18 protein-coding genes are annotated in these 22,850 nt (G+C 37.7%); 9 read left to right on the forward strand and 9 right to left on the reverse strand.

What is annotated here, in order from left to right:
• Positions 1–5 precede the first annotated feature (5 nt).
• Complete coding sequence (gene deoD, locus FNN08_RS05290) at positions 6–716, forward strand: purine-nucleoside phosphorylase (RefSeq protein WP_143583685.1); 711 nt, start codon at positions 6–8, stop codon at positions 714–716.
• Positions 717–816: 100 nt separating this feature from the next.
• On the opposite strand, the gene FNN08_RS05295 is transcribed toward deoD, so the two are convergent.
• Together FNN08_RS05295 and FNN08_RS05300 are read right to left on the reverse strand one after the other, a co-directional pair.
• Positions 817–3,111 carry a TonB-dependent receptor gene (locus tag FNN08_RS05295; protein WP_143583686.1) on the reverse strand — a complete coding sequence of 765 codons (2,295 nt, stop codon included), beginning with the start codon at positions 3,109–3,111 and terminating at the stop codon, positions 817–819.
• Positions 3,112–3,301: 190 nt separating this feature from the next.
• Positions 3,302–4,519, reverse strand: coding sequence for a phosphopentomutase (locus FNN08_RS05300; protein WP_143583687.1), 1,218 nt, complete (start codon positions 4,517–4,519; stop codon positions 3,302–3,304).
• Between the two features lie 165 nt (positions 4,520–4,684).
• Here FNN08_RS05300 and udk point away from each other — a divergent pair, with 165 nt between their 5' ends.
• The 5 genes from udk to FNN08_RS05325 all read left to right on the forward strand — a co-directional run bounded on the left by udk (position 4,685) and on the right by FNN08_RS05325 (position 9,571).
• Positions 4,685–5,323 (forward strand): uridine kinase, encoded by a 639-nt coding sequence (udk, locus tag FNN08_RS05305; protein ID WP_143583688.1) that lies wholly within the window; start codon positions 4,685–4,687, stop codon positions 5,321–5,323.
• Between the two features lie 39 nt (positions 5,324–5,362).
• Positions 5,363–6,610, forward strand: a complete 1,248-nt coding sequence (locus tag FNN08_RS05310; RefSeq protein ID WP_143583689.1) for a NupC/NupG family nucleoside CNT transporter — start codon at positions 5,363–5,365, stop codon at positions 6,608–6,610.
• Positions 6,611–6,701: 91 nt separating this feature from the next.
• Positions 6,702–7,463, forward strand: a complete 762-nt coding sequence (deoC, locus tag FNN08_RS05315; RefSeq protein ID WP_409574600.1) for a deoxyribose-phosphate aldolase — start codon at positions 6,702–6,704, stop codon at positions 7,461–7,463.
• A 14-nt stretch (positions 7,464–7,477) separates the two neighbouring features.
• Positions 7,478–8,065, forward strand: a complete 588-nt coding sequence (locus FNN08_RS05320) for a thymidine kinase (protein ID WP_143583691.1) — start codon at positions 7,478–7,480, stop codon at positions 8,063–8,065.
• Positions 8,066–8,155: 90 nt separating this feature from the next.
• Positions 8,156–9,571, forward strand: a complete 1,416-nt coding sequence (locus FNN08_RS05325) for an alkaline phosphatase (RefSeq protein ID WP_143583692.1) — start codon at positions 8,156–8,158, stop codon at positions 9,569–9,571.
• A 109-nt stretch (positions 9,572–9,680) separates the two neighbouring features.
• Here the strand turns inward: FNN08_RS05325 and FNN08_RS05330 are convergent, their stop codons facing one another.
• Together FNN08_RS05330 and nhaA are read right to left on the reverse strand one after the other, a co-directional pair.
• Positions 9,681–10,985, reverse strand: coding sequence for a DEAD/DEAH box helicase (locus FNN08_RS05330; RefSeq protein ID WP_143583693.1), 1,305 nt, complete (start codon positions 10,983–10,985; stop codon positions 9,681–9,683).
• A gap of 171 nt (positions 10,986–11,156) precedes the next feature.
• Positions 11,157–12,356: a Na+/H+ antiporter NhaA gene (gene nhaA, locus FNN08_RS05335; RefSeq protein ID WP_143583694.1), complete on the reverse strand. Its 1,200-nt coding sequence runs from the start codon at positions 12,354–12,356 to the stop codon at positions 11,157–11,159.
• Between the two features lie 364 nt (positions 12,357–12,720).
• Between nhaA and FNN08_RS05340 the strand changes: the two genes are divergently transcribed.
• Positions 12,721–12,975 (forward strand): CBU_0592 family membrane protein, encoded by a 255-nt coding sequence (locus FNN08_RS05340; RefSeq protein WP_143583695.1) that lies wholly within the window; start codon positions 12,721–12,723, stop codon positions 12,973–12,975.
• Positions 12,976–13,074: 99 nt separating this feature from the next.
• On the opposite strand, the gene FNN08_RS05345 is transcribed toward FNN08_RS05340, so the two are convergent.
• From FNN08_RS05345 to FNN08_RS05355, 3 genes are all read right to left on the reverse strand, one after another.
• Complete coding sequence (locus FNN08_RS05345; RefSeq protein ID WP_143583696.1) at positions 13,075–13,488, reverse strand: DUF3224 domain-containing protein; 414 nt, start codon at positions 13,486–13,488, stop codon at positions 13,075–13,077.
• A gap of 38 nt (positions 13,489–13,526) precedes the next feature.
• On the reverse strand, positions 13,527–14,705 hold the full coding sequence (locus FNN08_RS05350) for a cystathionine beta-lyase (protein ID WP_143583697.1): 1,179 nt from the start codon (positions 14,703–14,705) through the stop codon (positions 13,527–13,529).
• A 142-nt stretch (positions 14,706–14,847) separates the two neighbouring features.
• Positions 14,848–17,250, reverse strand: coding sequence for a DNA polymerase II (locus FNN08_RS05355; RefSeq protein ID WP_143583698.1), 2,403 nt, complete (start codon positions 17,248–17,250; stop codon positions 14,848–14,850).
• Positions 17,251–17,329: 79 nt separating this feature from the next.
• Between FNN08_RS05355 and dinG the strand changes: the two genes are divergently transcribed.
• Positions 17,330–19,405, forward strand: a complete 2,076-nt coding sequence (dinG, locus tag FNN08_RS05360) for an ATP-dependent DNA helicase DinG (protein WP_143583699.1) — start codon at positions 17,330–17,332, stop codon at positions 19,403–19,405.
• Between the two features lie 54 nt (positions 19,406–19,459).
• Here the strand turns inward: dinG and queE are convergent, their stop codons facing one another.
• Positions 19,460–20,131, reverse strand: a complete 672-nt coding sequence (gene queE, locus FNN08_RS05365; RefSeq protein WP_143583700.1) for a 7-carboxy-7-deazaguanine synthase QueE — start codon at positions 20,129–20,131, stop codon at positions 19,460–19,462.
• 90 nt (positions 20,132–20,221) lie between these two features.
• Here queE and queC point away from each other — a divergent pair, with 90 nt between their 5' ends.
• Complete coding sequence (queC, locus tag FNN08_RS05370) at positions 20,222–20,878, forward strand: 7-cyano-7-deazaguanine synthase QueC (protein WP_143584603.1); 657 nt, start codon at positions 20,222–20,224, stop codon at positions 20,876–20,878.
• A gap of 80 nt (positions 20,879–20,958) precedes the next feature.
• Here queC and FNN08_RS05375 read toward each other — a convergent pair whose 3' ends face one another.
• Positions 20,959–22,770 carry an acyl-CoA dehydrogenase C-terminal domain-containing protein gene (locus FNN08_RS05375; RefSeq protein ID WP_143583701.1) on the reverse strand — a complete coding sequence of 604 codons (1,812 nt, stop codon included), beginning with the start codon at positions 22,768–22,770 and terminating at the stop codon, positions 20,959–20,961.
• Positions 22,771–22,850 lie beyond the last annotated feature (80 nt).

The following is a 22,850-nucleotide window of genomic DNA, read 5'->3' on the forward strand; positions in this document are numbered from 1 at the left end:
ATTAAATGGCAACTCCACACATTGAAGCAAAAGTTGGTGACATCGCAGAAACAGTATTAATGCCTGGTGATCCACTTCGCGCTAAATTTATCGCTGAAACATTTTTACAAGATGCAGTATGCGTAAACCAAGTGCGCGGCATGCTTGGTTATACTGGTACTTATAAAGGCAAGCGTCTAACGGTAATGGGTTCAGGCATGGGCGTTCCATCTATCTCAATTTACGCAACCGAACTTTATAAAGACTACGGCGTTGAAAACATCATTCGCATCGGTAGTTGTGGTTCAGTATCACCAAACGTTAATGTTATGGATGTGATAATCGGCATGGGTGCAAGTACAGACTCTGCTGTTAACCGTGCTCGTTTTAATAACCATGATTTTGCAGCTATTGCTGATTACGGTTTATTAAAGAATGCTGCTGATGCTGCAGCTAATCTTGGTAAAAAAGTAAAAGTTGGTAATATCTTTACTGCCGATTTATTCTACACTCCACTACCACAAGTTTTTGACTTAATTGAAAAACATGGGATTTTAGGCGTTGAAATGGAAGCTGCTGGTTTATACGGTGTAGCGGCTGAATATGGTAAAAAAGCATTAGCTATTTTAACCGTTAGTGATCATATCCGTACCGGTGAAAGCTTATCTTCAGAGCTTCGTCAAACGTCATTTAAAGACATGATGGAAATCGCTCTAGAGTCTACTTTACTACAATAATAGTAAGTTAGTTTGAGTTAGTAGCTTAAGCTTTATAACTCAAGATACAAAAAAGGTTGTCTAAATAGACAACCTTTTTTCATGCTTAAATTTAAGTAGCTTAGAAGAAGCTAACTTTAAATTCAGCTCCAACAAAACGCTCTTCATTAACAATTGCTGTATTGTTAGTAAAGTCGACAGCGCCAATCGCTTGTTGCTCGTCAGTCATATTACGAACAAAAACTGACACATCGTAAGATTGTGCATCAGTTTCCCAAGCATAACCAGTACGAGCACCACCTTCTAATAATGCATCACCAGTAAATTCAGTTGATTCATATAAGAAGAAGCTAATTTCGTCACGGTAAGCCCAATCAGTGTAAACATAGAATTCACCATCAGCAATCTCACGAGAGTAACGGGCTGTAAATGTATAAGTCCACTCTGGTGCATGAGGCAAGCTGTTGCCATCAACAATCGCTTGACCGTTACCATTGATTGGATCTGTTACAGTACATTGTGCACACACAGGTACAGATAATGAAGAATCATTCAGTTCGGTGTTGTTATAGCTTGTACCAAACGTAACAGCCAAGTTATCAGTAAGCATAAACTCTGAATCTAACTCGAAACCGTAACCAACCGTTTCATCTGCATTTAATAGGCGTGCTGTATTGCTATCACCACCAACAGAAGTTAATTGTTGATCTTCCATAGTGTAATAAAATACTGATGCATTAACACGACCACTACCATCTAAGATGTCAGATTTAACACCGGTTTCAAATGATAAAATAGTTTCTGAATCAGCAACAGAAATACCATCATCCCATGCAAATAATGAACGACCCTGAATACTTGGAGCACGGAATGTATCAGCAACACGAGCGTAAAGGTTAACATCGTCAGTTAATTTATGATTTACACTAATGTCCCAGCTAACGTGAGAGTCTGAAACGCTTTCTTCACCGCCAACGTTATCAGGTTGACCTAAGAAACCTAAAGGAGACATAGTTCTTAAGTTTGAGTAGTCTTTATCATCATCTGAGTAACGAATACCAAAAGTAGCTGAAGTTAGTTCGGTAAAGTCGTAATCAAATGAACCAAATACAGCCCAAGCAGTAGTTTCTTGTTCTTGTATTACATAACCCGTTTCAGCACCAGAGCCAAATACTGTTTCATAAGCGTAACTTTCAATGGTTAGATCTTCACTAAAGTAAAACACACCAACTTGATAGTTAAAGTCGCCATCAAGATTACTGGTTAATCGTAATTCTTGGGTAATTTGCTCGTGATCTGGAATTGCATCTGAAGTTTCAGAGTCAATTGTAATTAAACCTGGTCCCATAGGCATGCCACAACAATCTACAGCCCATCCAGCACCATAACCGCCGTCTACATCAGCGCGAGAAAACAGCTCTGCACTTTCATAACCAGTAATAGAGGTAAGCGTATAGTTACCTAATTCGAAATCAAGAGTTAGGCTAGCACCTTCAGTTTCAACTTGTTGTGTTGCACGAGCTGCAGAGTCATGCCATACAATATCTCTACCGTTCCAACCGTCGCCACCAAGTTCGTTTGAGTTAGGTTTAAACGCATTAGCATAAAATGTTACTGGTTCACCATCTAAATCACGCATATGGTAGTTAAACAAGGCATTAAAATCGTCACCTTCGTATAAAAACTGTAGACGCATCGCTTGGTCAGTATAACCACCTAAAACGTCGTCTTGTTCAAAACCAGGTGCTTTATTATCGATGTAGTTACCACGGTCTTGATTTAATACTGAGATACGCGCAGAAAGATTATCAGTTAATCCTCCACCGATTGCAGCACGTACGTCAGATGTCTCTTTGCTACCATATGAAACAGAAACAAATGCATCAAAATCTTGAGAAGGACGAACAGAATCAAACTTTACCAAGCCTGCAGGTGTATTGCGTCCAAATAATGTACCTTGTGGACCACCTAGTGCTTCAACACGAGCAACATCAAAAACAGGAAAACCTTTCAAGATAGGATTTTCTTGAACAACATTATCGACAACAAGAGAAACAGGCTGTGATGCATTTAAGTCGAAATCACTATTACCTAAACCACGCATATAAAAACGTGGGAATGTACGTCCAAATGATGACTCAACAGAAAGACTTGGAATACGACCGTTTAAAAAACGTATATCCATAGCCCCTGCGCTTATAGCTTGTAACTTTTCACCTTGAAGTGCCGTTACTGAGATAGGAACTTCTTGTGCGTTCTCTACACGTTTACGTGCAGTTACTTCGATCACTTCTAGTTTGCCCGATTCAGCTTCTTGCTCTTGTGCAGCAAAAGATTGTGTTGAAAATGAGGCGATTACAGACAATAAAGCGCCATTGATGCTCAAGCTAAGAGCATTCTTCTTGAAGGTTTGCATGGTTTCTCCCTGAGCCTATTCAGTTTTATCTTTAACTGATATAAGCAGAAACATTAATAATTGATTTAATTTTTTAAGTAAGTAAATACAACAAAATTTACGGGGAGAATTATATAGGAATAAAAGATGTAATGAAATGTAATTAACCCGATTAATTTTGTAATCGGGTATTTTACAAATTATTAACTTTCTAGTGAGTTAGTAACAAATCGAATGATTTTCCGTGCTCTAATGCAGGAAGTTTAAAAATATTTGCAAGTGTAGCCCCTATGTCAGCGAAGCTATTTCGTTGACCTAAATTAATCGCTGGCATGCCTTTTTTATAAAACATAACAGGGATATATTCACGTGTATGATCATTGCCGTGCCAAGTAGGATCGCAGCCGTGATCGGCGGTAATAACTAAATAATCATTATCTGTTAGTACGTTAAGAACCTCTGGTAATCTTTGATCTAAATATTCGAGGGCTTCACCATAACCAACAGGGTCACGACGATGGCCATAATCTTGGTCAAAGTTAACTAAATTAGTAAACACTAATGATTGCGTTGGTTGCTCTTGCATTTGTTTAATACTGCAATCAATTAACGCTTCAAGACCTGTTGCTTTGTATTTTTCAGATATTCCTTGGTGAGCAAAGATATCGGCAATCTTACCTACGCTGATTACTTTTCCACCATTAGTGTAAAGATTATCTAACAAAGTTGGCGCTGGCGGTAAAACAGAATAATCTCTTCGATTACCCGTTCGTTCAAAATCAGCACTAGATGTTCCAACAAATGGTCGAGCTATTACTCGGCCAATATTTAAATCTAGCTCAGTTAATAATTCTCGAACCTGCTCGCAATAGTTAAGTAAGTTATCTAAACCAAAACTTTCTTCATGGGCTGCTATTTGAAACACGCTATCTGCCGAGGTATAGCAAATTGGCAATCCGGTTTTCATATGCTCTTCACCAAGAGAGGCAATAATTGTTGTACCAGAGGCATGACAATTACCTAAACAACCTTGAATACCTGTTTTATCATAAATTTTTTGTAGTAGGTCTTCAGGGAACGAGTTTTCTTTATCATTAAAATATCCCCAGTCAAACAATACTGGGACACCCATCATTTCCCAGTGACCACTTGGTGTATCTTTACCACTACTTAGCTCTGCAGCAAAGCCATAAGCGCCAGATATAGCAGAGCCACCGCTTGCATTAACTTTGCGTTTCCCCGCCTCTTCTGCTGCATCTAATAAACCTAATTTGGCTAAATTAGGTAAATGCAGTTGTCGTTTCTTTTGCTTAGCAAACTCATCGGCCAAATTGGCAAAGGTATTTGCCCCTACATCGCCAAACTTTTCAGCATCAGGAGCTGCACCTAATCCAAAACTATCAACCACTAATATTAACGCACGAGACATGTTGTAACCTTTTCGTTTTAAATTGCTCTATGACAAGTGTAACAATAGAGTATGTAACTTCATTATATATGGTTGTAATAAATTGTTAAAATTTAAAATAACACTAGTTTTTAACTGAAAATAAGTAATAATATTGGTACGAGAAAATTTATTTTAAGAAATATTTTGCCTAAAGATAAACTCACAGTAATCTGTATTGTTGGTGCTTCAGCATCAGGAAAGTCACTATTTGCCCATACTATTTACAACGAATTAGTTGATGAATTGGGTAAAGATTCAATGACTATAATAAAAGAAGATTCTTATTATCGTTGTCAAAATCATCTCCCTTTCGAAGAACGAACTAAAACCAATTACGATCACCCTAAAGCGTTTGAGCATGAATTACTTGCTGAGCACTTACAGATGCTAAGCTCAGGTCAAAGTATCAACGTTCCTATTTATAGTTATACCGATCACACTCGCACCAATGAAGTCGAAATTATCAACCCTGCTAAGGTTATCTTAGTTGAAGGTATTCTATTACTGAGTGACAAACATCTGCGTAAGCAATTTGATATCAATATTTTTATGGATACGCCATTAGATATTTGTTTAATTAGACGTATAAAACGCGATCTTGAAGAACGCGGCAGAGACTTAGACTCAGTCACCGACCAATATCAAAAAACAGTTCGCCCAATGTATTATCAATACATTGAGCCATCTCGAAGCCATGCAGACATAGTGATCACTAAAGGTGGTCGTAACCGCATGGCATTAGAACTAATCAAAGCAAAAGTTCGCGAACTGGCGAACTCTTAACCCTTAACTTTTATATTTAACATCCACACAGGTGAATTGATGGACTTTAACACTGTACGCGGCATCATCGGCATATTTTTGCTTTTAGGTATCGCTTATTTAGCAAGCTCACATAAGAAAAACATTAACTGGCGTACCGTAGGTGGTGCATTTGCCATTCAAGTATTCTTTGGTGCTTTAGTGCTTTACATTCCATTTGGTAAAGAAGCATTAATCGCTATTTCTAATGGCGTATCAAGTGTTATTGGTTACGCTAGTGCCGGTATCAATTTCTTATTTGGTGGTTTAGGTACTGACGCAATGTTCGGTAACGGTGTCGGCTTTGTTTTTGCTGTACGTGTATTACCTGTTATTGTTTTCTTCTCTTCGCTAATAGCTGTTTTATACTATGTTGGCATTATGGATAAAGTAGTTAAGTTTTTAGGTGGTGGTTTAGCTAAACTTTTAGGCACATCTCATCCAGAATCTTTATCAGCAACCGCTAATATTTTTGTTGGTCAAACCGAAGCACCTCTTGTTGTTCGCCCTTTCCTACCAACTATGACTCGCTCTGAATTATTTGCTGTAATGGTTGGTGGCTTAGCATCTGTAGCAGGTGCCGTACTGGCTGGTTACGCGGGTTTAGGCGTTGAACTTAAATACCTTATTGCCGCAAGTTTCATGGCAGCTCCTGGTGGTTTATTAATGGCGAAATTTATTTTACCAGAAACAGAAACACCTAAGAATGAGCTTGAAGAAGTACCTGATGAAGGTAAAGAAAAAGAATGTGTTAACGTTATTGATGCTGCAGCAGATGGCGCTGGTAAAGGTATGATGCTTGCGCTTAATGTTGGTGCGATGTTAATGGCTTTCGTTGCGTTAATTGCTTTATTAAACGGTTTAATTGGTTGGTTAGGCTCTTTAGTTGGTATCGACGGTCTGTCATTACAAGTTATCTTAGGTTATATCTTCCAACCTGTTGCTTACATGTTAGGTGTTCCTTGGGAAGAAGCGTTCCGTGCTGGTAGCTTCTTAGGCCAAAAGGTTATTGTTAACGAATTTGTTGCCTATGTTGATTTTATCAACTTTAAAGATCAATTAAGTGTTGGTACACAAGCAATCGTTACCTTTGCTTTATGTGGTTTTGCTAACTTAGCATCAATTGCTATTTTACTTGGTGGTATTGGCTCTATGGCCCCTAACCGCCGCCACGATATTGCTCAATTAGGTATGAAAGCCGTATTTGCAGCTACATTAGCTAACTTAATGAGTGCCGCTATTGCTGGTGTGTTTATCTCTTTAGGATAAACATCAAATTAGATTCTAAAACCCGGCTTTTGCCGGGTTTTCTTTAACAAAGTTTATATTTTAAATATTATTTACGAGATTTATTATGACTATCGAAAATGCTCAAGCTATTGCCAAACAAGCAATTAGCTATATGGACTTAACGACTCTTAACGATAACGACACTGACGCCATTGTTGCAGATTTAGCCAACAAAGCTTCTTCTGCTGGTGGCAAAACTGCGGCTATTTGTATCTACCCTCGTTTTATTCCCGCGGCGAAAAAAATATTAAAAGACTCTGGTATTTTAATTGCGACAGTAACTAACTTCCCTCATGGCAATGATGATGTTGAAATTGCCGTAGCAGAAACTAAAGCAGCCGTAGCTTATGGCGCAGATGAAGTTGATGTTGTTTTTCCTTACCGCGCGTTAATGGCAGGTAATGAAATGGTTGGTTTCGATTTAGTAAGTGCATGTAAAGCAGTATGTCCAAGCAATGTTAAGCTAAAAGTGATTATTGAATCTGGTGAGCTTAAAACAGAGCAACTGATCAAACTAGCAAGTGCAATTAGCATTAATGCCGGTGCTGACTTTATTAAAACTTCTACTGGTAAAGTTGCGGTAAACGCAACACCAGAGTCAGCTAAGTTTATGCTTGAAGTGATCAGCGAATTAAAACCTGATGTGGGTTTTAAAGCTGCTGGCGGCGTACGTACCGTTGAAGATGCGGCTATTTACTTGGATTTAGCTAAAAATATCTTAGGTAGCGAGTGGATATCAGCAGATACATTTAGATTTGGTGCGAGTGGCTTATTAGACAACTTACTCGCCACTCTGGGCCATGGCTCTGAAAATAACACGGCAAGTTACTAAGTAAAGGTTAAATCATGTCACAACTTTATTTTTATTATTCGGCAATGAATGCTGGTAAGTCAACTTCATTATTACAGTCTTCTTATAATTATATTGAACGTGGCATGAATACCAAAATATTCACCGCACAACTCGATAATCGTTTTGGCGTTGGTAAGGTAACTTCTAGGATAGGTATCGATTCAGATGCTCTATTATTTAATGACGAAACAGATTTATTTGCACAAGTTAAGTCATTTATACAAGAAGAAGCTCTACATTGTATTTTAATCGATGAAGCGCAATTTCTTACAAGAGCACAGGTTATGCAGCTCACTGAAATTGTCGACAAGCTCAATATCCCAGTACTTGCTTACGGGATCCGAACTGACTTCCTTGGCGAAACATTCAGTGGCAGTGCACATCTGCTGGCTTGGGCTGATAAACTGATTGAATTAAAAACCGTATGTCATTGTGGTCGTAAAGCTGGTTTTATTGTGCGCTATGACACTGATGGCAAGCCTGTTATAAGTGGTTCACAAATACAAATAGGTGGTAATGAAAGTTATCAATCTCTGTGTCGTAAGCACTTTAAAGATTTAGTTTGGGATCAACAAACCTAAACAAATAAAGCTTATTTAAAAACACTATTAAATAATGTTGAAATGCGTGATATTCTCTGCTGAATATTACGCATTTTTTTTGAGATCTCTATGAAACTTTCGATAAAGTTATCTGTACTAGCTTTAAGCATTACCCCTTTTTTATCCGCATGTGATGGCGATGGCTCTTCACAATCAAGCACGACAACAGCAACGCCTAAAAATATAATTATGGTTGTCGCTGATGGCATGGGGCCTAGCTATCCGGCAGCATTTCGCAATTACAATGATGATCCTAAAACGCCTCTTATCGAACAAACTATATTTGATAAAACTTTAGTGGGTTCATCAAGTACCTACCCGGCTTCTGAATTTGCGGTTGAAAAAGATGAGCAAGGTAATGTAATTAATGTGGCAGAGGAATTAAGTAATTCATACGTTACCGATTCAGCAGCAAGTGCTACAGCCTTAGCTACAGGTATTAAAACATATAACGGAGCTATTGGTGTTGACCCACAAAAACAACCTTTAGATACAGTTCTAGAGTGGGCAAAATCATTAAACAAGAAAACTGGCATTGCCGTGACGTCTCAAATTGTGCATGCAACCCCAGCTTCGTACATTGCCAAGAATGAAAGCCGAAGAAATTACGACGCTATTGCCAATGATTATTTTGATTTAAAAATTAATGGCCAATTTAAAGCGGACGTTATGCTAGGTGGTGGTACTAAGTTTTTTATCAGAGAAGATCGTAACCTCAAAGACGAGTTTGTTGCCTCAGGTTATCAATACATTGATTCATTAACTCAGCTAAATACACTTGAACCAGGTAAACCAGTACTAGGCTTATTTGCTGAGGTAAGTATGCCGGTTGTATTAGATAGTGCAGATAAAACTCATTTAGCAAGCATGACAAAAGCCGCAGTAAAACAATTAGAAAACGATAATGGTTTCTTTTTACTAGTAGAAGCAAGTCAAGTTGACTGGGGTGGACACAGTAATGACATTGCTTACTCTATGGGTGAAATGGCCGATTTAGCTGCAACCATGAACTATTTGTACCAATACGTTGAAAATAATCCTGATACTTTAGTTGTGCTAACTGCCGACCATAATACTGGTGGTTTCTCAATCGGTCATAATGGTATTTATAACTGGCAGCCAGAGTATTTAAAACATTTTAAGGCCTCCCCTCGCACTATTGCACAACAACTTGCTAGTGAAAAAATAACAATAGCTGAGGTGTCTGAATTACTTGGCTTTGAAATTAGCCAAGATGAGATCCAGCAACTTGTCGATGTAAGTCAGATGACTGAAACTAATGAGAAAGGCAATGCCTTAACGAAAGGTTACTATAAAGCTATTACAGGCATTATAGACAATAAAACTGCGAGTGGTTGGACAAGCTCAGGACATACCGGTGTTGATGTCCCTGTATATGCTTTTGGTCAAGGCTATCAAGAATTCTCAGGCTTCCAAGATAATACAGATATAGCTAAAAAATTATTTAAACTTATGGGTAAATAATCTTCTGCTTTAGACAAAAAGGCCTTATATCTTCTTGATATAAGGCCTTTTTATTCTCAATAGCTAAATAAAAAGCTATTCACAATTAAATTAGTTAATGAACTTGCTATTAAGTATTCTTTAACCAGATGTCTGCGTTAATCTGCTTTTTACGCTTTTTACGCTTTTTCTTACCCGTTCCTTCAGGTTTAGCCATTGGTTTAGCAGGCGCTAAAATTGAATCAGGGCTAATTTCATCGGCTTCAAAACCTGCTACTTGTTCACGCTCAAGTCTAATTTTGTTTTTCTTCTCAATAATTTTGAAATGATGATAATCTTCATGGTCTATAAGCGACAAAGCCAAACCGACTTCCCCTGCTCGACCACTGCGGCCAATACGATGCATGTAATCAGATGGACTTCTTGGTAAATCAAAATTTATAACTACAGGTAACTTTTCTATATCAAGGCCACGCGCTGCAATATCGGTAGCAATGAGAACTTCTATTTCACCTGATTTAAACTGGGCAAGTACACGACTACGAGCGCCTTGACCTTTATCGCCGTGGAAAACCTCTGCTGCAATACCACGTTTAGATAGTTTGTCTGCTAAGTGATTACAGCTATTTTTGGCATTAACAAAAATAAGCACCTGCCGCCATTGGTGTTGCTGGATCAAATGCGCTAATAAGGCTGTTTTCTGGCCTTTATTAACGGTGAATACTCGCTGTACTAGCGTACTGGCATCACTACTTTGCAATTGGATCTCAACAGGCTTATGCAATAATTCTTTAGTTAAGCTCTGTACTTGCTCTGGAAAGGTCGCGGAGAATAATAAGGTTTGTTTCTTGTTTGGTAATAAAGCCAGTAACTTACTTAACTCTTCAGTAAAGCCTAAACTTAACATACGATCCGCTTCATCAAGCACTAAGGTCTTAACTCTATCAAGTTTAATAGCATTGCTTGCAATCAAATCAAGTAATCGGCCTGGTGTTGCAACCAAGATATCGGTACCACCACGTAATGCCAACATTTGAGTGTTAGCTGACACACCACCAAAAACAGCAACAGTTTTAACTGCACCATTTAAGTGGGCAGCATAAGATTTAATACTATCTGCAACTTGTTTTGCTAACTCACGAGTCGGCACTAGCACAAGCCCTGTGGCATAATTACCTTTATTTGCCTTACTACTTTCTGATTTGCCGGTGTGCTTTTGCTCAACTATATGCTGCAACATAGGTAATGCAAAACTAGCTGTTTTACCAGAGCCAGTATTTGCCCCGGCAATCAAGTCTGTGCCTGTAAAAACGTTTGGGATCACCTGCGTTTGAATTGGTGTTGGGCTGTGGTATTGCAACTCTGCCAGTCTAGCCAACAAAGGTGAGATAAGGCCAAGTTGTTCAAAATTGGCTGATGCTGTAACTGCTGTCATTAAGGTATTGACCTAATAGCTAAATTTATATTTAACTATTTTAGCGTATTTATTAACGCTTAAGTTAGAAAAATATCAGCTAAGCAAATATTCATGTTATTTATACGAAAAAAGCCAACATAGTAGCTATGCTGGCTTGTATTAGATTTATTTTATATGACGTTAATCTCGTTATTTAGTAATCGCTTTTGGCTTTTTAGGTAAAGAGAATTTTAAAATAATATAGCCTAAAACGCCTGAAACAACCGACCCAACAATTATGCCAAGACGTTCATCAAATACTTTACTTAAATCATCAGCGTTAAATGTAAGCGAGCCAATAAATAAACTCATGGTAAAACCAATACCACAAAGCGCAGCAGTACCATATAAGGTACCCCACGACATCCCTTGTGGTAATTTAGTAAAGTTCATTTTTATTGCCAACCAACAGAAACCAAATACGCCAAGCTGTTTACCAATAATTAAACCTAACGCAATACCAATAGGCACGCTGTGCATTACGTCGGCAAAGCCAACATCAGTTAAATTTAAACCTGCATTAGCAAAAGCGAAAACTGGTAGAACAAAAAAGGCTACTACTGAATGTAAATCATGCTCTAAGCTCTTTAACGGTGAATAACTAGGATCGTTAGCATCTTTCATTGGAATAAATAATGCAACTAATACCCCTGAAAGCGTTGCATGAACGCCTGACTTAAGCATGGCTGTCCACATAATGATACCTATCATCATATACAAGCTTCGTGCTCCCACTTTGTTGCGATTGAGCGTATAAAGAATAGGTAAACAACAAGCAACAATAATAAGCCCGGTAATTGAAATATCATCAGTATAAAATGCTGCAATAATAATAATTGCACCAATATCGTCAAAAATAGCGAGTGAAGTTAAGAAGATTTTCACTGAAGTAGGAACTCGCGAGCCAAGTAGCATCAACACACCTAGCGCAAACGCGATATCTGTTGCAGCCGGAATAGCCCAGCCTTTAACCGCAGCGGGATCGTCATAGTTAAAGTATAAGTAGACCAAGGCAGGAATTAGCATACCACCAAGAGCACCAACCCCTGGCAATATAATATTACGTTTATCAGCTAATTCGCCTTCTAATAGTTCGCGTTTTAATTCGAGTCCGACTAAAAAGAAGAATACTGCCATCAAGCCATCATTAATCCATAGTAGTAATGGTTTAGCGATTTCTAATTGGCCAACCTTTACCTCTACAGGGGTATCTAGAAAAATTGAATAATAAAAATTAAGGCCAGTATTGGCACAGATCATAGCCAAAAGTGCAGCCATTATTAAAATAATGCCACTGGCTGTTTCAAGTTTAAAAAAACTGATAATGAAATTTTCTTGCGGTTTATTCATGGTTCTCCAAAATAATAGTTATAAATATGATTAGATTTTTAAGAAAAGGATTTAACGGGTTGTACCAAATAAATTCAGTCTGCGCGGATAATTAATCAAATAGGCTTAAGATAATAGCAAGTCATGTACTAAAGTAAATAATTAGTCACATTTAAACGTGATTAGTTCATTAAAAAATTTAAGATAACAAAAAACAACAAGTTTACAATATACCTATCATCTAAAAGTCTTTACTATACGAACGTTTTGCCATTAAGGATCGGCAATACGACATATCGATACACATAAAAGTCAAATGTGAATATGCCGTGACTCCAAGGAACTGAGTAGATTTTAAATCACTTAATTACTTGTAGGAATAAATATGTTTGCAGATATTATCGGAATGATGGGTACAGTATTAGTTGTATTAGCGTTTTTCTTAATTCAAATGAATAAGATTGACCCAAAGAGTTTGAATTACAATTTACTTAACTTAATAGGCGCCATTTTACTGTTAATTAGCTTGTGTATTAACTTCAATTTAGCCAGTTTTGTAATAGAAATCTTTTGGATAATTGCATCTATCGTAGGCTTGTTTAATTACTTTAAAAAACCAGCCCCTTTAGCTCAGCAATAATTAACAAATCACTAACTTTGCGGTTACGCGTTACCTTGAATTCAATCCACTAATACAATAAATTCAAAAGGATACGCGCCAACCCAGCTTAAATTAGTTTTATACTAATTCAAGATTAAATTGATACTCTGCTTGTCCATTTTCAGTTGATTTAAACTTTCCATAGCCTGCAGCGTTAACAAAATCAGCTGTAGCAGAGCCAGCAACTAATACAAAATTACTACTTGCAACGCCCTGCTCAAACTTACCATCGTGCTTAACAATAAATTGACCTTGCTTATCATTTATAGTTAAAGAAATAGACTCGAAACCGGTAAACACCGCCTCAGTTTTTGATTGATAACACATAACATATTCAATGCTACTGCTACCAACTAAGTCACCAGAAAACTGTTGTACAACTTTGGCTAAACTGATTTTTTTATCCGCACTATCTTCTGCAGAGTTATCAGAAGAAACGTTAGTCTCATCCCATGAGGTTATTTGAGATGTAGCGTTAAATTGTTGTGCCATAATTCACCTTTCAAGTTTATAAAATAAATAGCCAGTTGTTAGAGCAATGCATTTAAGCGGGCAAAGCCTTGTTCTAAGTCTGCAATCAAATCATCAACATCTTCCAAACCAATATGTAATCTGATCAATGTTTCATCATGCGGCCATTTTGTAGCTGTTCGCATATTTTTTAATCCAGACACAGCTAAGATTAAACTTTCATACCCGCCCCATGAAAAACCCATTTTAAAATGATGCATGCCATCAAGTAATGCTGTTACCGCTTGTTGGTTTGATTTATTTAATACAAATGAAAATAAACCATTACCTCCTTCAAAATCTCGTTTAAATACTTCGTGGCCTGGACACGACTCTAACCCGGGGTGTAGGACTGTTTTTACTTCAGGTCTTTGTGCAAGCCACTTAGCAACTGTTAAAGATGCTTTTTGATGCTGCTTTAAACGCACGCCTAAAGTTCGAATGCCGCGCATAGCCAAATAAATATCGTCAGGTGAAGCACACTGACCAAGTAAATACGAATTTTCTCGTAAAATAGGCCAAGCCTTTTCATTTGCTGTAGCTGTACCTAGCATACAGTCTGAATGCCCTACTATGTACTTGGTTGCAGCTTGTACTGAAACGTCTACACCATGTTCAAATGGCTGAAAATGGATAGGAGAAGCCCATGTATTGTCTAATATCACGGTTATATCTTGAGCTTGATTATGGGCAACTTCACATATTCCAGGAACATCTTGTACTTCCATGGTTAAGGAGCCAGGAGATTCAAGGAAAATGACTTTAGTGTTGTCTTGAATTAAAGACTGAATGCCTTTACCTATTAGTGGGTCATAGAAAGTAACTTCAACACCAAAGTTAGCTAAAGTTTTAGTACAAAAATCGCGTGTAGGCTCGTAAGCTGTATCAACCATTAATAAATGATCGCCAGCTTTAACAAACGCAAGGATTGCGCTAGTTATTGCAGCAGTACCACATGGATAAACATAACAACCAGCACCGCCCTCAAGTTCATTCATTGCATCAGCAAAGGCAAAGGTAGTTTTTGTGCCTCTGCGCCCATAAAACATTTCTTGCTTGGTTTTATTAGCCGTTGCCTTTTTCATTTGTGCTACCGAGTCAAAGACAATAGTTGATGCTCGATATACAGGTGGGTTTACAATACCATCAGTCCATTTTGAACTGCGCCCAGCATTCACTATTTTGCTATCTTTTTTCATTTTTGTACTCTTTTTGTCTCGGTTTTTAATTTGGCTATCTAGCCATCTAAATAAGTTATACCTTGTCTTGTCAAAAAATACACTAATTTTTTATTAATCATTTAGTTGAAGCTATAAAAAATAGTTATATCAACTGCAGTATTTAGAATAGAAGCATTTGATCATCACATATTTCATCAAAGCGCTTACCAATGAATGGCAATATGCCATCAGCCACAGCGCCAAGTTGCCGGTCGATATAAAGTTGATAGTCTATCGGGGCTGTTAAATACTCTATGGTTTGCGGCCCATTCACGGTCATAACGTACTCAATCCAGCCCTTGTTTTGATAACGAAGAGGCTTACCTGCTTTTTTGTTTTTATCGTCGGCAAAACGCGCGGCTTGCACATGCGGCGGTACATTTTTTGTGTATTCAACTAACTTGCGCCTTAAACGTTTTCTATAGACTAATAAATTATCAAATTTACCCGCGAATGTATCGGCCACCATATCTAATACGTATTGCTCGACAGGCTCTTGATTAAAGACTTTCATGTATAAGGTTTTTTGAAATACTTTAGCTAGCTCAGTCCAATCAGTGCGTACGCTTTCCAACCCTTTAAATATTAATTTTTGTTTATCGCCACGCCCTACTAAACCGGCATAACGCTTTTTTGTGCCTACGTCTTGGCCGCGAATAGTAGGCATTAAAAATTGATTAAAATGTGTTTCAAATTCAATTTCTAAATGACTATCAAGTGCGTACTTGTCTTTCAGCTCTTTATCCCAGCGTTGATTGATGTAATTCATCATCTCTTTACCAATGTCTTGGCATTCTTGGTCAGATTTGTCAGCGCCAACGCTAACAAAAATGGAATCGGTATCACCATAAATCACGCTATAGCCTTGATCTTCTATCCAGTCTTTTGTGGTATTAAGCAATTGATGAGAACGTTTGGTTATTGAACCGGACAGCCTTGGATCAAAAAATCGGCAACCAGTTGAGCCTAAGATGCCATAAAAAGAATTCATTATAATTTTTATCGCCTGCGATAAGGGGGCATTACGCTGTAATTTGGCTTTATCTCGCTCTGCCCATAATTCATTAATTATCTTAGGTAAGAAGTGTTTATCTCGAGAAAAGTAAGCGCCATCAAAACCGGGAATTGGTAACATCGCAGCTATAGGCGGTTGTTCGTCACTAGCTTGCAGCTCATACTCTTTAAGGCCTTCAATCATGCCCATAGGATCAATATTAAAGGTACGTATAATACTCGGGTACAGGCTTTTAAAATCAAGTACTAATACGTTTTTATATAAACCCGGTTTTGAGTCCATAACAAATCCGCCGGGAGAGACTAAGTCACTTACACCATCACCCATATTAGGGGCCACATAGCCACTACGGTGAAGTTTAGGTAGATATAAATTAGTAAATGCGGCAACACTGCCACCTACTCTATCAAGCTCTAATCCCGTTAAGGTTGAGCGTAATATGGCAAAATCTAGTAGCTGCGTTTTTTCAAATATTAACCAAACTAACCGACAATCTTCTAAGTTATACTTAGCAAGTGCTTGTTTGTCATAGTTAAACTTTCTAACTATTTCAGCCATTCTATTATCGACATCTTCGATGACTTTACCCATGCCGAGTAATTCTTGAGCAACATTTTCAAGTGAAAAACTAGCAAAGTTGTAGGTAGCCGATTTTAACAAATCGATGCCATCAAGTACTACACGTCCTGGGATCAATATAAAGTTTTGTTCAGGGCTCAGTTTGTTTTGACGCCAATAAGGGCTTGTACCATCACGGCCTATAGCAAATTTAATGTTGTTAATATCACAACGTTTTTGTAGTAGTTTAAAGTCAAAATTAATGACGTTCCAACCAATAATAATATCGGGGTCGATTTCAATTACATAAGCAATAAACTTAAGCAATAAATCAGTTTCATCGTCGACCCATTCAATATAATCATCAGCGTTTTGTTCAGCAGAGCCAATCATAAACACTTTACTTGATGTATCTGAATAACAGCCAATTGAAAACAATTCGCCATCCATAGCACATTCAATATCAATAGATAACATAGATAAAGTAGGATGGTATTGGCTGGATTTACATTTTACGCTATGCAAATGTTGGTAGTTATAGTTTTGTTGTTGATAACCAACATATTCCATAGAGCCGGTAATAAAGCGCTCCATTAAAAAGCGATCTTCAGGGCGAATATCATCTTCATAGCATTTTATATGTTGTGATTTAAGTATATCGCGTGCTTTGTAAAACAGACTTAGCTTCACAAAATAGAATGCTGAAACTTGTTTTTGCTTAAATGTTTTAAGCTCTAATACTTTAACTTTGTGGGGAATATTGTTGTTTTCTAAAATTTCTTTAGCTTGTTCAGCTACAGCCGTTTCTACAAAAAATATCGCTTTTTCGCCATCGACAGTCAGTTTTACTGCGCCATTATTACCTTTTACCCAATAGCTTAATTGCAAGCCTTTACCGGTATCTTGTACCTGACGGGTAAGTAAAAAACCTTTTTGTAACGAATTTGACATTTTCGTTCGATAAACTCAAAAAAACTGTTAGTATATACAGTATAGTAAACTACAAGCTTGTTCATGGAAACAGAAAAATATGTTGGGTGCAAAAACCAAGGAAATAATTCGTAATGCTTACCGACGGATCGGTGAAAATCTACCTAACTTTGTGCCGCGCAAAGAACAAGCTTATCTAATAGCCGAAATAGCAAAAACCTTATCTGGTGAATATTCAAAAGAGCGTAAGCAAATTGTTATTGAGGCTGGCACAGGTACTGGTAAGTCGCTAGCTTATTGTATGGGAGCCATCCCGCTTGCAATGAGTAAACAAAAAAAAGTGGTTATTTCCACGGCAACCGTTGCCTTACAAGAGCAATTATATTTAAAAGACTTACCATTTTTATTATCTAAGTCAGGACTCGATTTCCAATATTGTTTAGTTAAAGGCAGGCAACGCTATGTTTGTAAACAACGTTTAGCGTTAGCTTGCCATAGTGATGATGAACAAGCCCTACTTTGGCAAGAAAAGCCGAAAGCGTCTGATATAAAACTATTAAAAACCTTAAATGAGAAACTACAGTCAGGCAAGTGGCAAGGTGATAGAGACTCTTGGCCTAAGCCAATTCCTAATCATGTTTGGCAACACATTCAATCGGATAAACACAGCTGTTTAAAGCATTTAAGCGACCATACTCATTGCCCGTTTCACAAATCTCGTGAAACCATGGACGTGGCTGATGTTCTTATTGTAAACCATAGCCTTTTATTAGCGGATATAGAGCTAGGCGGAGGCGTTATTTTATCAGATCCTGATGAGAGCATTTACATTATTGATGAGGCCCATCACTTACCTGACATTGCTCGCGATCACTCTTCTGCAATGGCTACCGTAAAAGGAGCCATTGATTGGCTTGGCAAAATATCTGGTACTGCTGATAAAGTAAGTAATTTGTGTAAAAGCCAACGAGCCATTTCGCCGGCTTTAAAGTTAGCGGATTATAGCCAAGAGATCATCGCTGATTTACAAAAGGTAAATAGCTTTATTGACGCCAACCAAAATGCATTCTTTAGTGAAGATAAACAATATCGTTTTGAAAATGGCATTATTGATAAAAATTTAAAAAATTTAGCCGAAGATATCCAGTCTGCCACTAAAAAGGCATTAGCTGAAATAAACAAACTTTATAATTTACTCATGGAAGAAGTTAAAGATGGTTCAGTGCAAATGTATCAAGCTGAGCCTTTATTAGCTGAGTCAGGCTTTGAAATTCAACGCCTTGAAAACCTCGAAAAGATTTGGTTTATGTACGCTAAGGCTGATAACGAAAAAGCAGCGCCGCTTGCCAGGTGGATAGAAAAAACCTCTGGTAAACGTGACGATTACTTAGTGTGCGCCTCACCAATAGAAGTTGGCTTTATGCTTGAAGATCATCTTTGGAGCAAATGTGAAGGTGCCGTATTATGTTCCGCGACTTTATGCGCGTTAAACTCTTTTGATCATTTTCGTAAACAAGCCGGCTTAGGCGCAAATGATGGTACTCAATACGCTAAATTAAACTCACCGTTTAATTATCAAGAAAACGCCGTGTTACATATTCCTAAAATGGATTTTGAGCCTAACGTTAGTGATAAGTTTACCGATGAGCTAATTAAAAAATTACCTAAACTACTCAAAAAACAGCAAGCAAATTTAGTCTTGTTTTCGTCTTACTGGCAAATGGAAACTGTTGCTGAGAAGTTAAGAGATACGAGTAAGTTAGAAATAATGGTACAAGGTGAGCACTCGCGCCAGCATATTCTTGAACAACATAAGAAATTATGTGACCAAGATAAAACCAGTATAATTTTTGGCAGTCAGAGTTTTTCTGAAGGGTTAGATTTACCTGGTAAATATTTAACTAACTTGATCATCACCAAATTACCATTTTCAGTACCAACCTCACCAGTCGATCAGGCACAAGCTGAATACATTAAACTAAAAGGCGGCAATCCTTTTATGTTGTTATCAGTACCTGATGCGTCTAAAAAATTAATTCAATCCTGTGGCCGTCTATTAAGAAACGAAAAAGATACCGGTATGATCACAATTTTAGATAGGCGTCTAGTGTCGAAACGCTACGGTAAAAACTTAATTGATTCCTTGCCACCGTTTGCTCGAAATATTGAATATTAACTTTACTAAGAGTTGCGTTGATTACCTTTAGCAACTCTTTTAACAGTAATAAGCCTATTCAATACCAATATATTTATGTACTTGGATAGACAAACGCCAGTTGTTTTCAATACAGGTATCAATAGCTAGCTGTGTTGCACGCTCTTTCTGGCTAATTGGTTGTAAATATACTGGTGTATCAACTATTTTGTGTTGTCCTAAGAGTTGTTTTAAGTCATCAACATGCTGCTCTGTTGCAATTGGGTGTTTAATTTCATTCGCACGCTGCATTGCTGATGAAAGAATTTCATAGCCGCCACGCATATTTACTTTTGGTGATACAGTTACCCAACATTTATCTGTAGTTATAATTTCAAACGTACCCGATGTTTCTATTTGCGTTGAGTAGCCATTACTTTCAAACATCTCACATAAAGGCGTAAGGTCAACCATACAAGGTTCGCCACCAGTGATAACTATATGTTTGGCTTTAAAACCCTTTTCCTTAATAATTTGTAAAATATGGTCACAGCTTAAATTAGTCCATTCGTCTGTTTCTGCACTTTTTTCAAGCACAACATCAGCACTGACTTCACTGTCTAAATTAATTTCCCATGTATGTTTAGTATCACACCATGAACATCCTACAGGGCAGCCTTGTAGACGTAAGAAGATTGATGGCTGGCCGGTAAACGAACCTTCGCCCTGGATAGTTTCGAATAATTCATTAATTTTATAGTGACTCATAGTAAATAATCTTTGGATCCGCAGCTAATTCAAGTAAAATTGATAATAATTAACAGTATACCTTAAGAGTGCATAAAAATGACTGAAAATATTGCTGAAAAAGTTGTGGTAATTTATTCCGGTGGCATGGATTCATTCACCGTTCTTAACAGAGCCGTAAAAGATGGTAAGCAAGTGTATGCACTTTCTTTTGATTACGGGCAAAAGCACGTAAAAGAATTAGAGTTTGCTGCAAATGTATGTAAAGAATTAAACATACCTCATAAAATCGTCGACATTAGTGCCATTAATCAGCTTATTGGTGGTTCGTCTTTAACCGACGATATTGATATCCCTGAAGGCCACTACGAAGAAGAAAGCATGAAATCAACAGTGGTGCCTAACCGCAATATGATTTTACTTTCTATGGCTGTTGGTTATGCAGTGTCAGTTAATGCGAATCAAGTCTACTATGGCGCACATTCTGGCGATCATGCCATATACCCAGATTGTCGTCCTGAGTTTGTTAAAAAAATGAATGATGTTTGCCAAATTGCTAACTATGAACCCGTTGATATTTACAGTCCGTATTTGAAAGACTCTAAAATTGATATTTTAACTGATGGCATCAAAATGGGTTTAGACTACAGTAAAAGCTGGACTTGTTATAATGGGCGAGAAAAAGCTTGTGGTAAATGTGGCGCTTGCCAAGAGCGTTTAGAAGCCTTTGAGAAAAACGGTATTACCGATCCTCTACCTTATGAATAGCTTCTAGCTAAATTCTAATGCGTAAAACCAAAAGACCAGATTTAATATCTGGTCTTTTTATATAATGCTCAATATGTCAGTTAAAACATTTCTTCGCTCATCTGCATTAAGCTTTTAGGATCTTCCATCATAGTTTTAGCAAGCGCCTTGGTACGCGGTAAAATACGCTCAAAATAAAACTCAGCAGTTTTTACTTTACCTTTATAGAAGTCTTTGTCACCCTCGCCTAATGTAAGCTTTTCATTAGCCGCTTGTGCTTGCATTGCCCAAAAGTATGCCATAGTGATATAACCTGAATACATTAAGTAGTCAGTTGAGGCTGAGCCAACCATATCGCGATCTTTTTTACCTTTAAGCATTAAACGAATGGTGTATTGTTGCCACTGTGCAACGACTTTCGCTAATGGCCATACAAACTTATGCATACGCATTTTTTGATCGTCACCAGAAACGACTGAGTGATCCTTACAAAACACTAATATTTCTTTGGCAAATGAGTTCATTTCTTTTGCTCTGTTTAATAAAACTTTACGTCCTAATAAATCAAGAGCTTGTATACCTGTAGTACCTTCATAAAGTGTCGAAATACGAGCATCACGATACGTTTGCTCCATGCCCCACTCTTTAATATAACCATGGCCGCCAAACACTTGCATGCCATTTGAAGCTGACTCTAAACCAACTTCAGTTAAGAATGCTTTTAAGATTGGAGTTAAGAAACCAAGACGACCATCGGCTTTAGCTTTTAATTCTTCATCGGTAGATTGCTCTGTATCATCAACTAATTTAGCCACGTAATAAGCCATAGCACGACCACCTTCAGCAAATGCTTTCTGGGTAAGTAATAAACGGCGAACATCTGGGTGAACAATAATAGGATCTGCAACCTTATCCGGTGCTTTCACGCCAGATAATGAACGCATTGATAAACGCTCTTTAGCGTATTCAAGTGAGTTTTGATAAGACAGTTCAGAAGCACAAACACCTTGTAGTGCAGTACCTAAGCGCGCGGTATTCATAAAGGTAAACATATAAGATAAGCCTTTATTTTCTTTACCGATTAAATAGCCTTTGGCGTTATCAAAATTTAATACCGCAGTAGCAGAGGCTTTTATGCCCATTTTGTCTTCGATAGAGCCGCATACAACGTTATTGCTATCGCCTAAACTACCATCTTCGTTAACTTGTATTTTAGGTACGATAAATAAAGAAATACCGCGAGTGCCTTCTGGCGCATTAGGTAATCTTGCCAGTACGATATGAACAATATTTTCAGTTAAATCATGCTCACCAGCAGAAATGAATATCTTACTACCTGTGATGTTAAATGAACCATCTTCATTTGGCTCTGCTTTGGTTCTTATTTGGCCAAGGTCAGTACCACACTGTGCTTCAGTTAAACACATGGTTCCAGTCCAAGTACCTTCGGTTAGCTTGGTTAGGTACGTTTGCTTTTGCTCTTCACTACCATGCTCAAGTAAGGTATTCATTGCCCCATGGCTTAATCCAGGATACATACCAAATGACCAGTTAGCAGTACCTATTAATTCAGATTTCATCAAACCAAGCGATTGCGGTAAACCTTGACCGCCATAAGTTGTAGGATGAGCAAGAGCCTGCCAGCCACCATCAACGTATTGTTGATATGCCTCTTTAAAGCCAGTTGGCGTAGTTACAGTGCCGTTATCAAATTTACAGCCTTCTTTATCACCCACTTGGTTTAATGGTAAAAGCTCATTTTCACAATATTTTGCACATTCGGCTAAGATTGCTTCAACCATATCTGGTGATGCATCTTCATAACTAGGGTATTTTTCGTAATGCTCTTTATAGCCTAAAACATCATAAGTGATGAATTCGATGTCTTTTAAAGGGGCGATGTACTTTGGCATGTCTAACCTTGATTTAATAAATGTAAAACTTGGGTTACAAACTATAACAATTTAACTGGTCTGACAAGTTAAATTAAAAA

Origin of the sequence: Thalassomonas sp. M1454, from assembly GCF_007097525.1 — a bacterium.
GTDB lineage: Bacteria > Pseudomonadota > Gammaproteobacteria > Enterobacterales > Alteromonadaceae > Thalassotalea_A.

Excerpts from the sequence above, each read along its gene's own strand:
- deoD (WP_143583685.1), top strand. The coding sequence starts at position 6 with ATGGCAACTCCACACATTGAAGCAAAAGTTGGTGACATCGCAGAAACA.
- FNN08_RS05295 (WP_143583686.1), bottom strand. The coding sequence starts at position 3,111 with ATGCAAACCTTCAAGAAGAATGCTCTTAGCTTGAGCATCAATGGCGCT.
- FNN08_RS05300 (WP_143583687.1), bottom strand. The coding sequence starts at position 4,519 with ATGTCTCGTGCGTTAATATTAGTGGTTGATAGTTTTGGATTAGGTGCA.
- FNN08_RS05310 (WP_143583689.1), top strand. The coding sequence starts at position 5,363 with ATGGACTTTAACACTGTACGCGGCATCATCGGCATATTTTTGCTTTTA.
- FNN08_RS05320 (WP_143583691.1), top strand. The coding sequence starts at position 7,478 with ATGTCACAACTTTATTTTTATTATTCGGCAATGAATGCTGGTAAGTCA.
- FNN08_RS05325 (WP_143583692.1), top strand. The coding sequence starts at position 8,156 with ATGAAACTTTCGATAAAGTTATCTGTACTAGCTTTAAGCATTACCCCT.
- FNN08_RS05330 (WP_143583693.1), bottom strand. The coding sequence starts at position 10,985 with ATGACAGCAGTTACAGCATCAGCCAATTTTGAACAACTTGGCCTTATC.
- nhaA (WP_143583694.1), bottom strand. The coding sequence starts at position 12,356 with ATGAATAAACCGCAAGAAAATTTCATTATCAGTTTTTTTAAACTTGAA.
- FNN08_RS05340 (WP_143583695.1), top strand. The coding sequence starts at position 12,721 with ATGTTTGCAGATATTATCGGAATGATGGGTACAGTATTAGTTGTATTA.
- FNN08_RS05345 (WP_143583696.1), bottom strand. The coding sequence starts at position 13,488 with ATGGCACAACAATTTAACGCTACATCTCAAATAACCTCATGGGATGAG.
- FNN08_RS05350 (WP_143583697.1), bottom strand. The coding sequence starts at position 14,705 with ATGAAAAAAGATAGCAAAATAGTGAATGCTGGGCGCAGTTCAAAATGG.
- FNN08_RS05355 (WP_143583698.1), bottom strand. The coding sequence starts at position 17,250 with ATGTCAAATTCGTTACAAAAAGGTTTTTTACTTACCCGTCAGGTACAA.
- dinG (WP_143583699.1), top strand. The coding sequence starts at position 17,330 with ATGTTGGGTGCAAAAACCAAGGAAATAATTCGTAATGCTTACCGACGG.
- queE (WP_143583700.1), bottom strand. The coding sequence starts at position 20,131 with ATGAGTCACTATAAAATTAATGAATTATTCGAAACTATCCAGGGCGAA.
- FNN08_RS05375 (WP_143583701.1), bottom strand. The coding sequence starts at position 22,770 with ATGCCAAAGTACATCGCCCCTTTAAAAGACATCGAATTCATCACTTAT.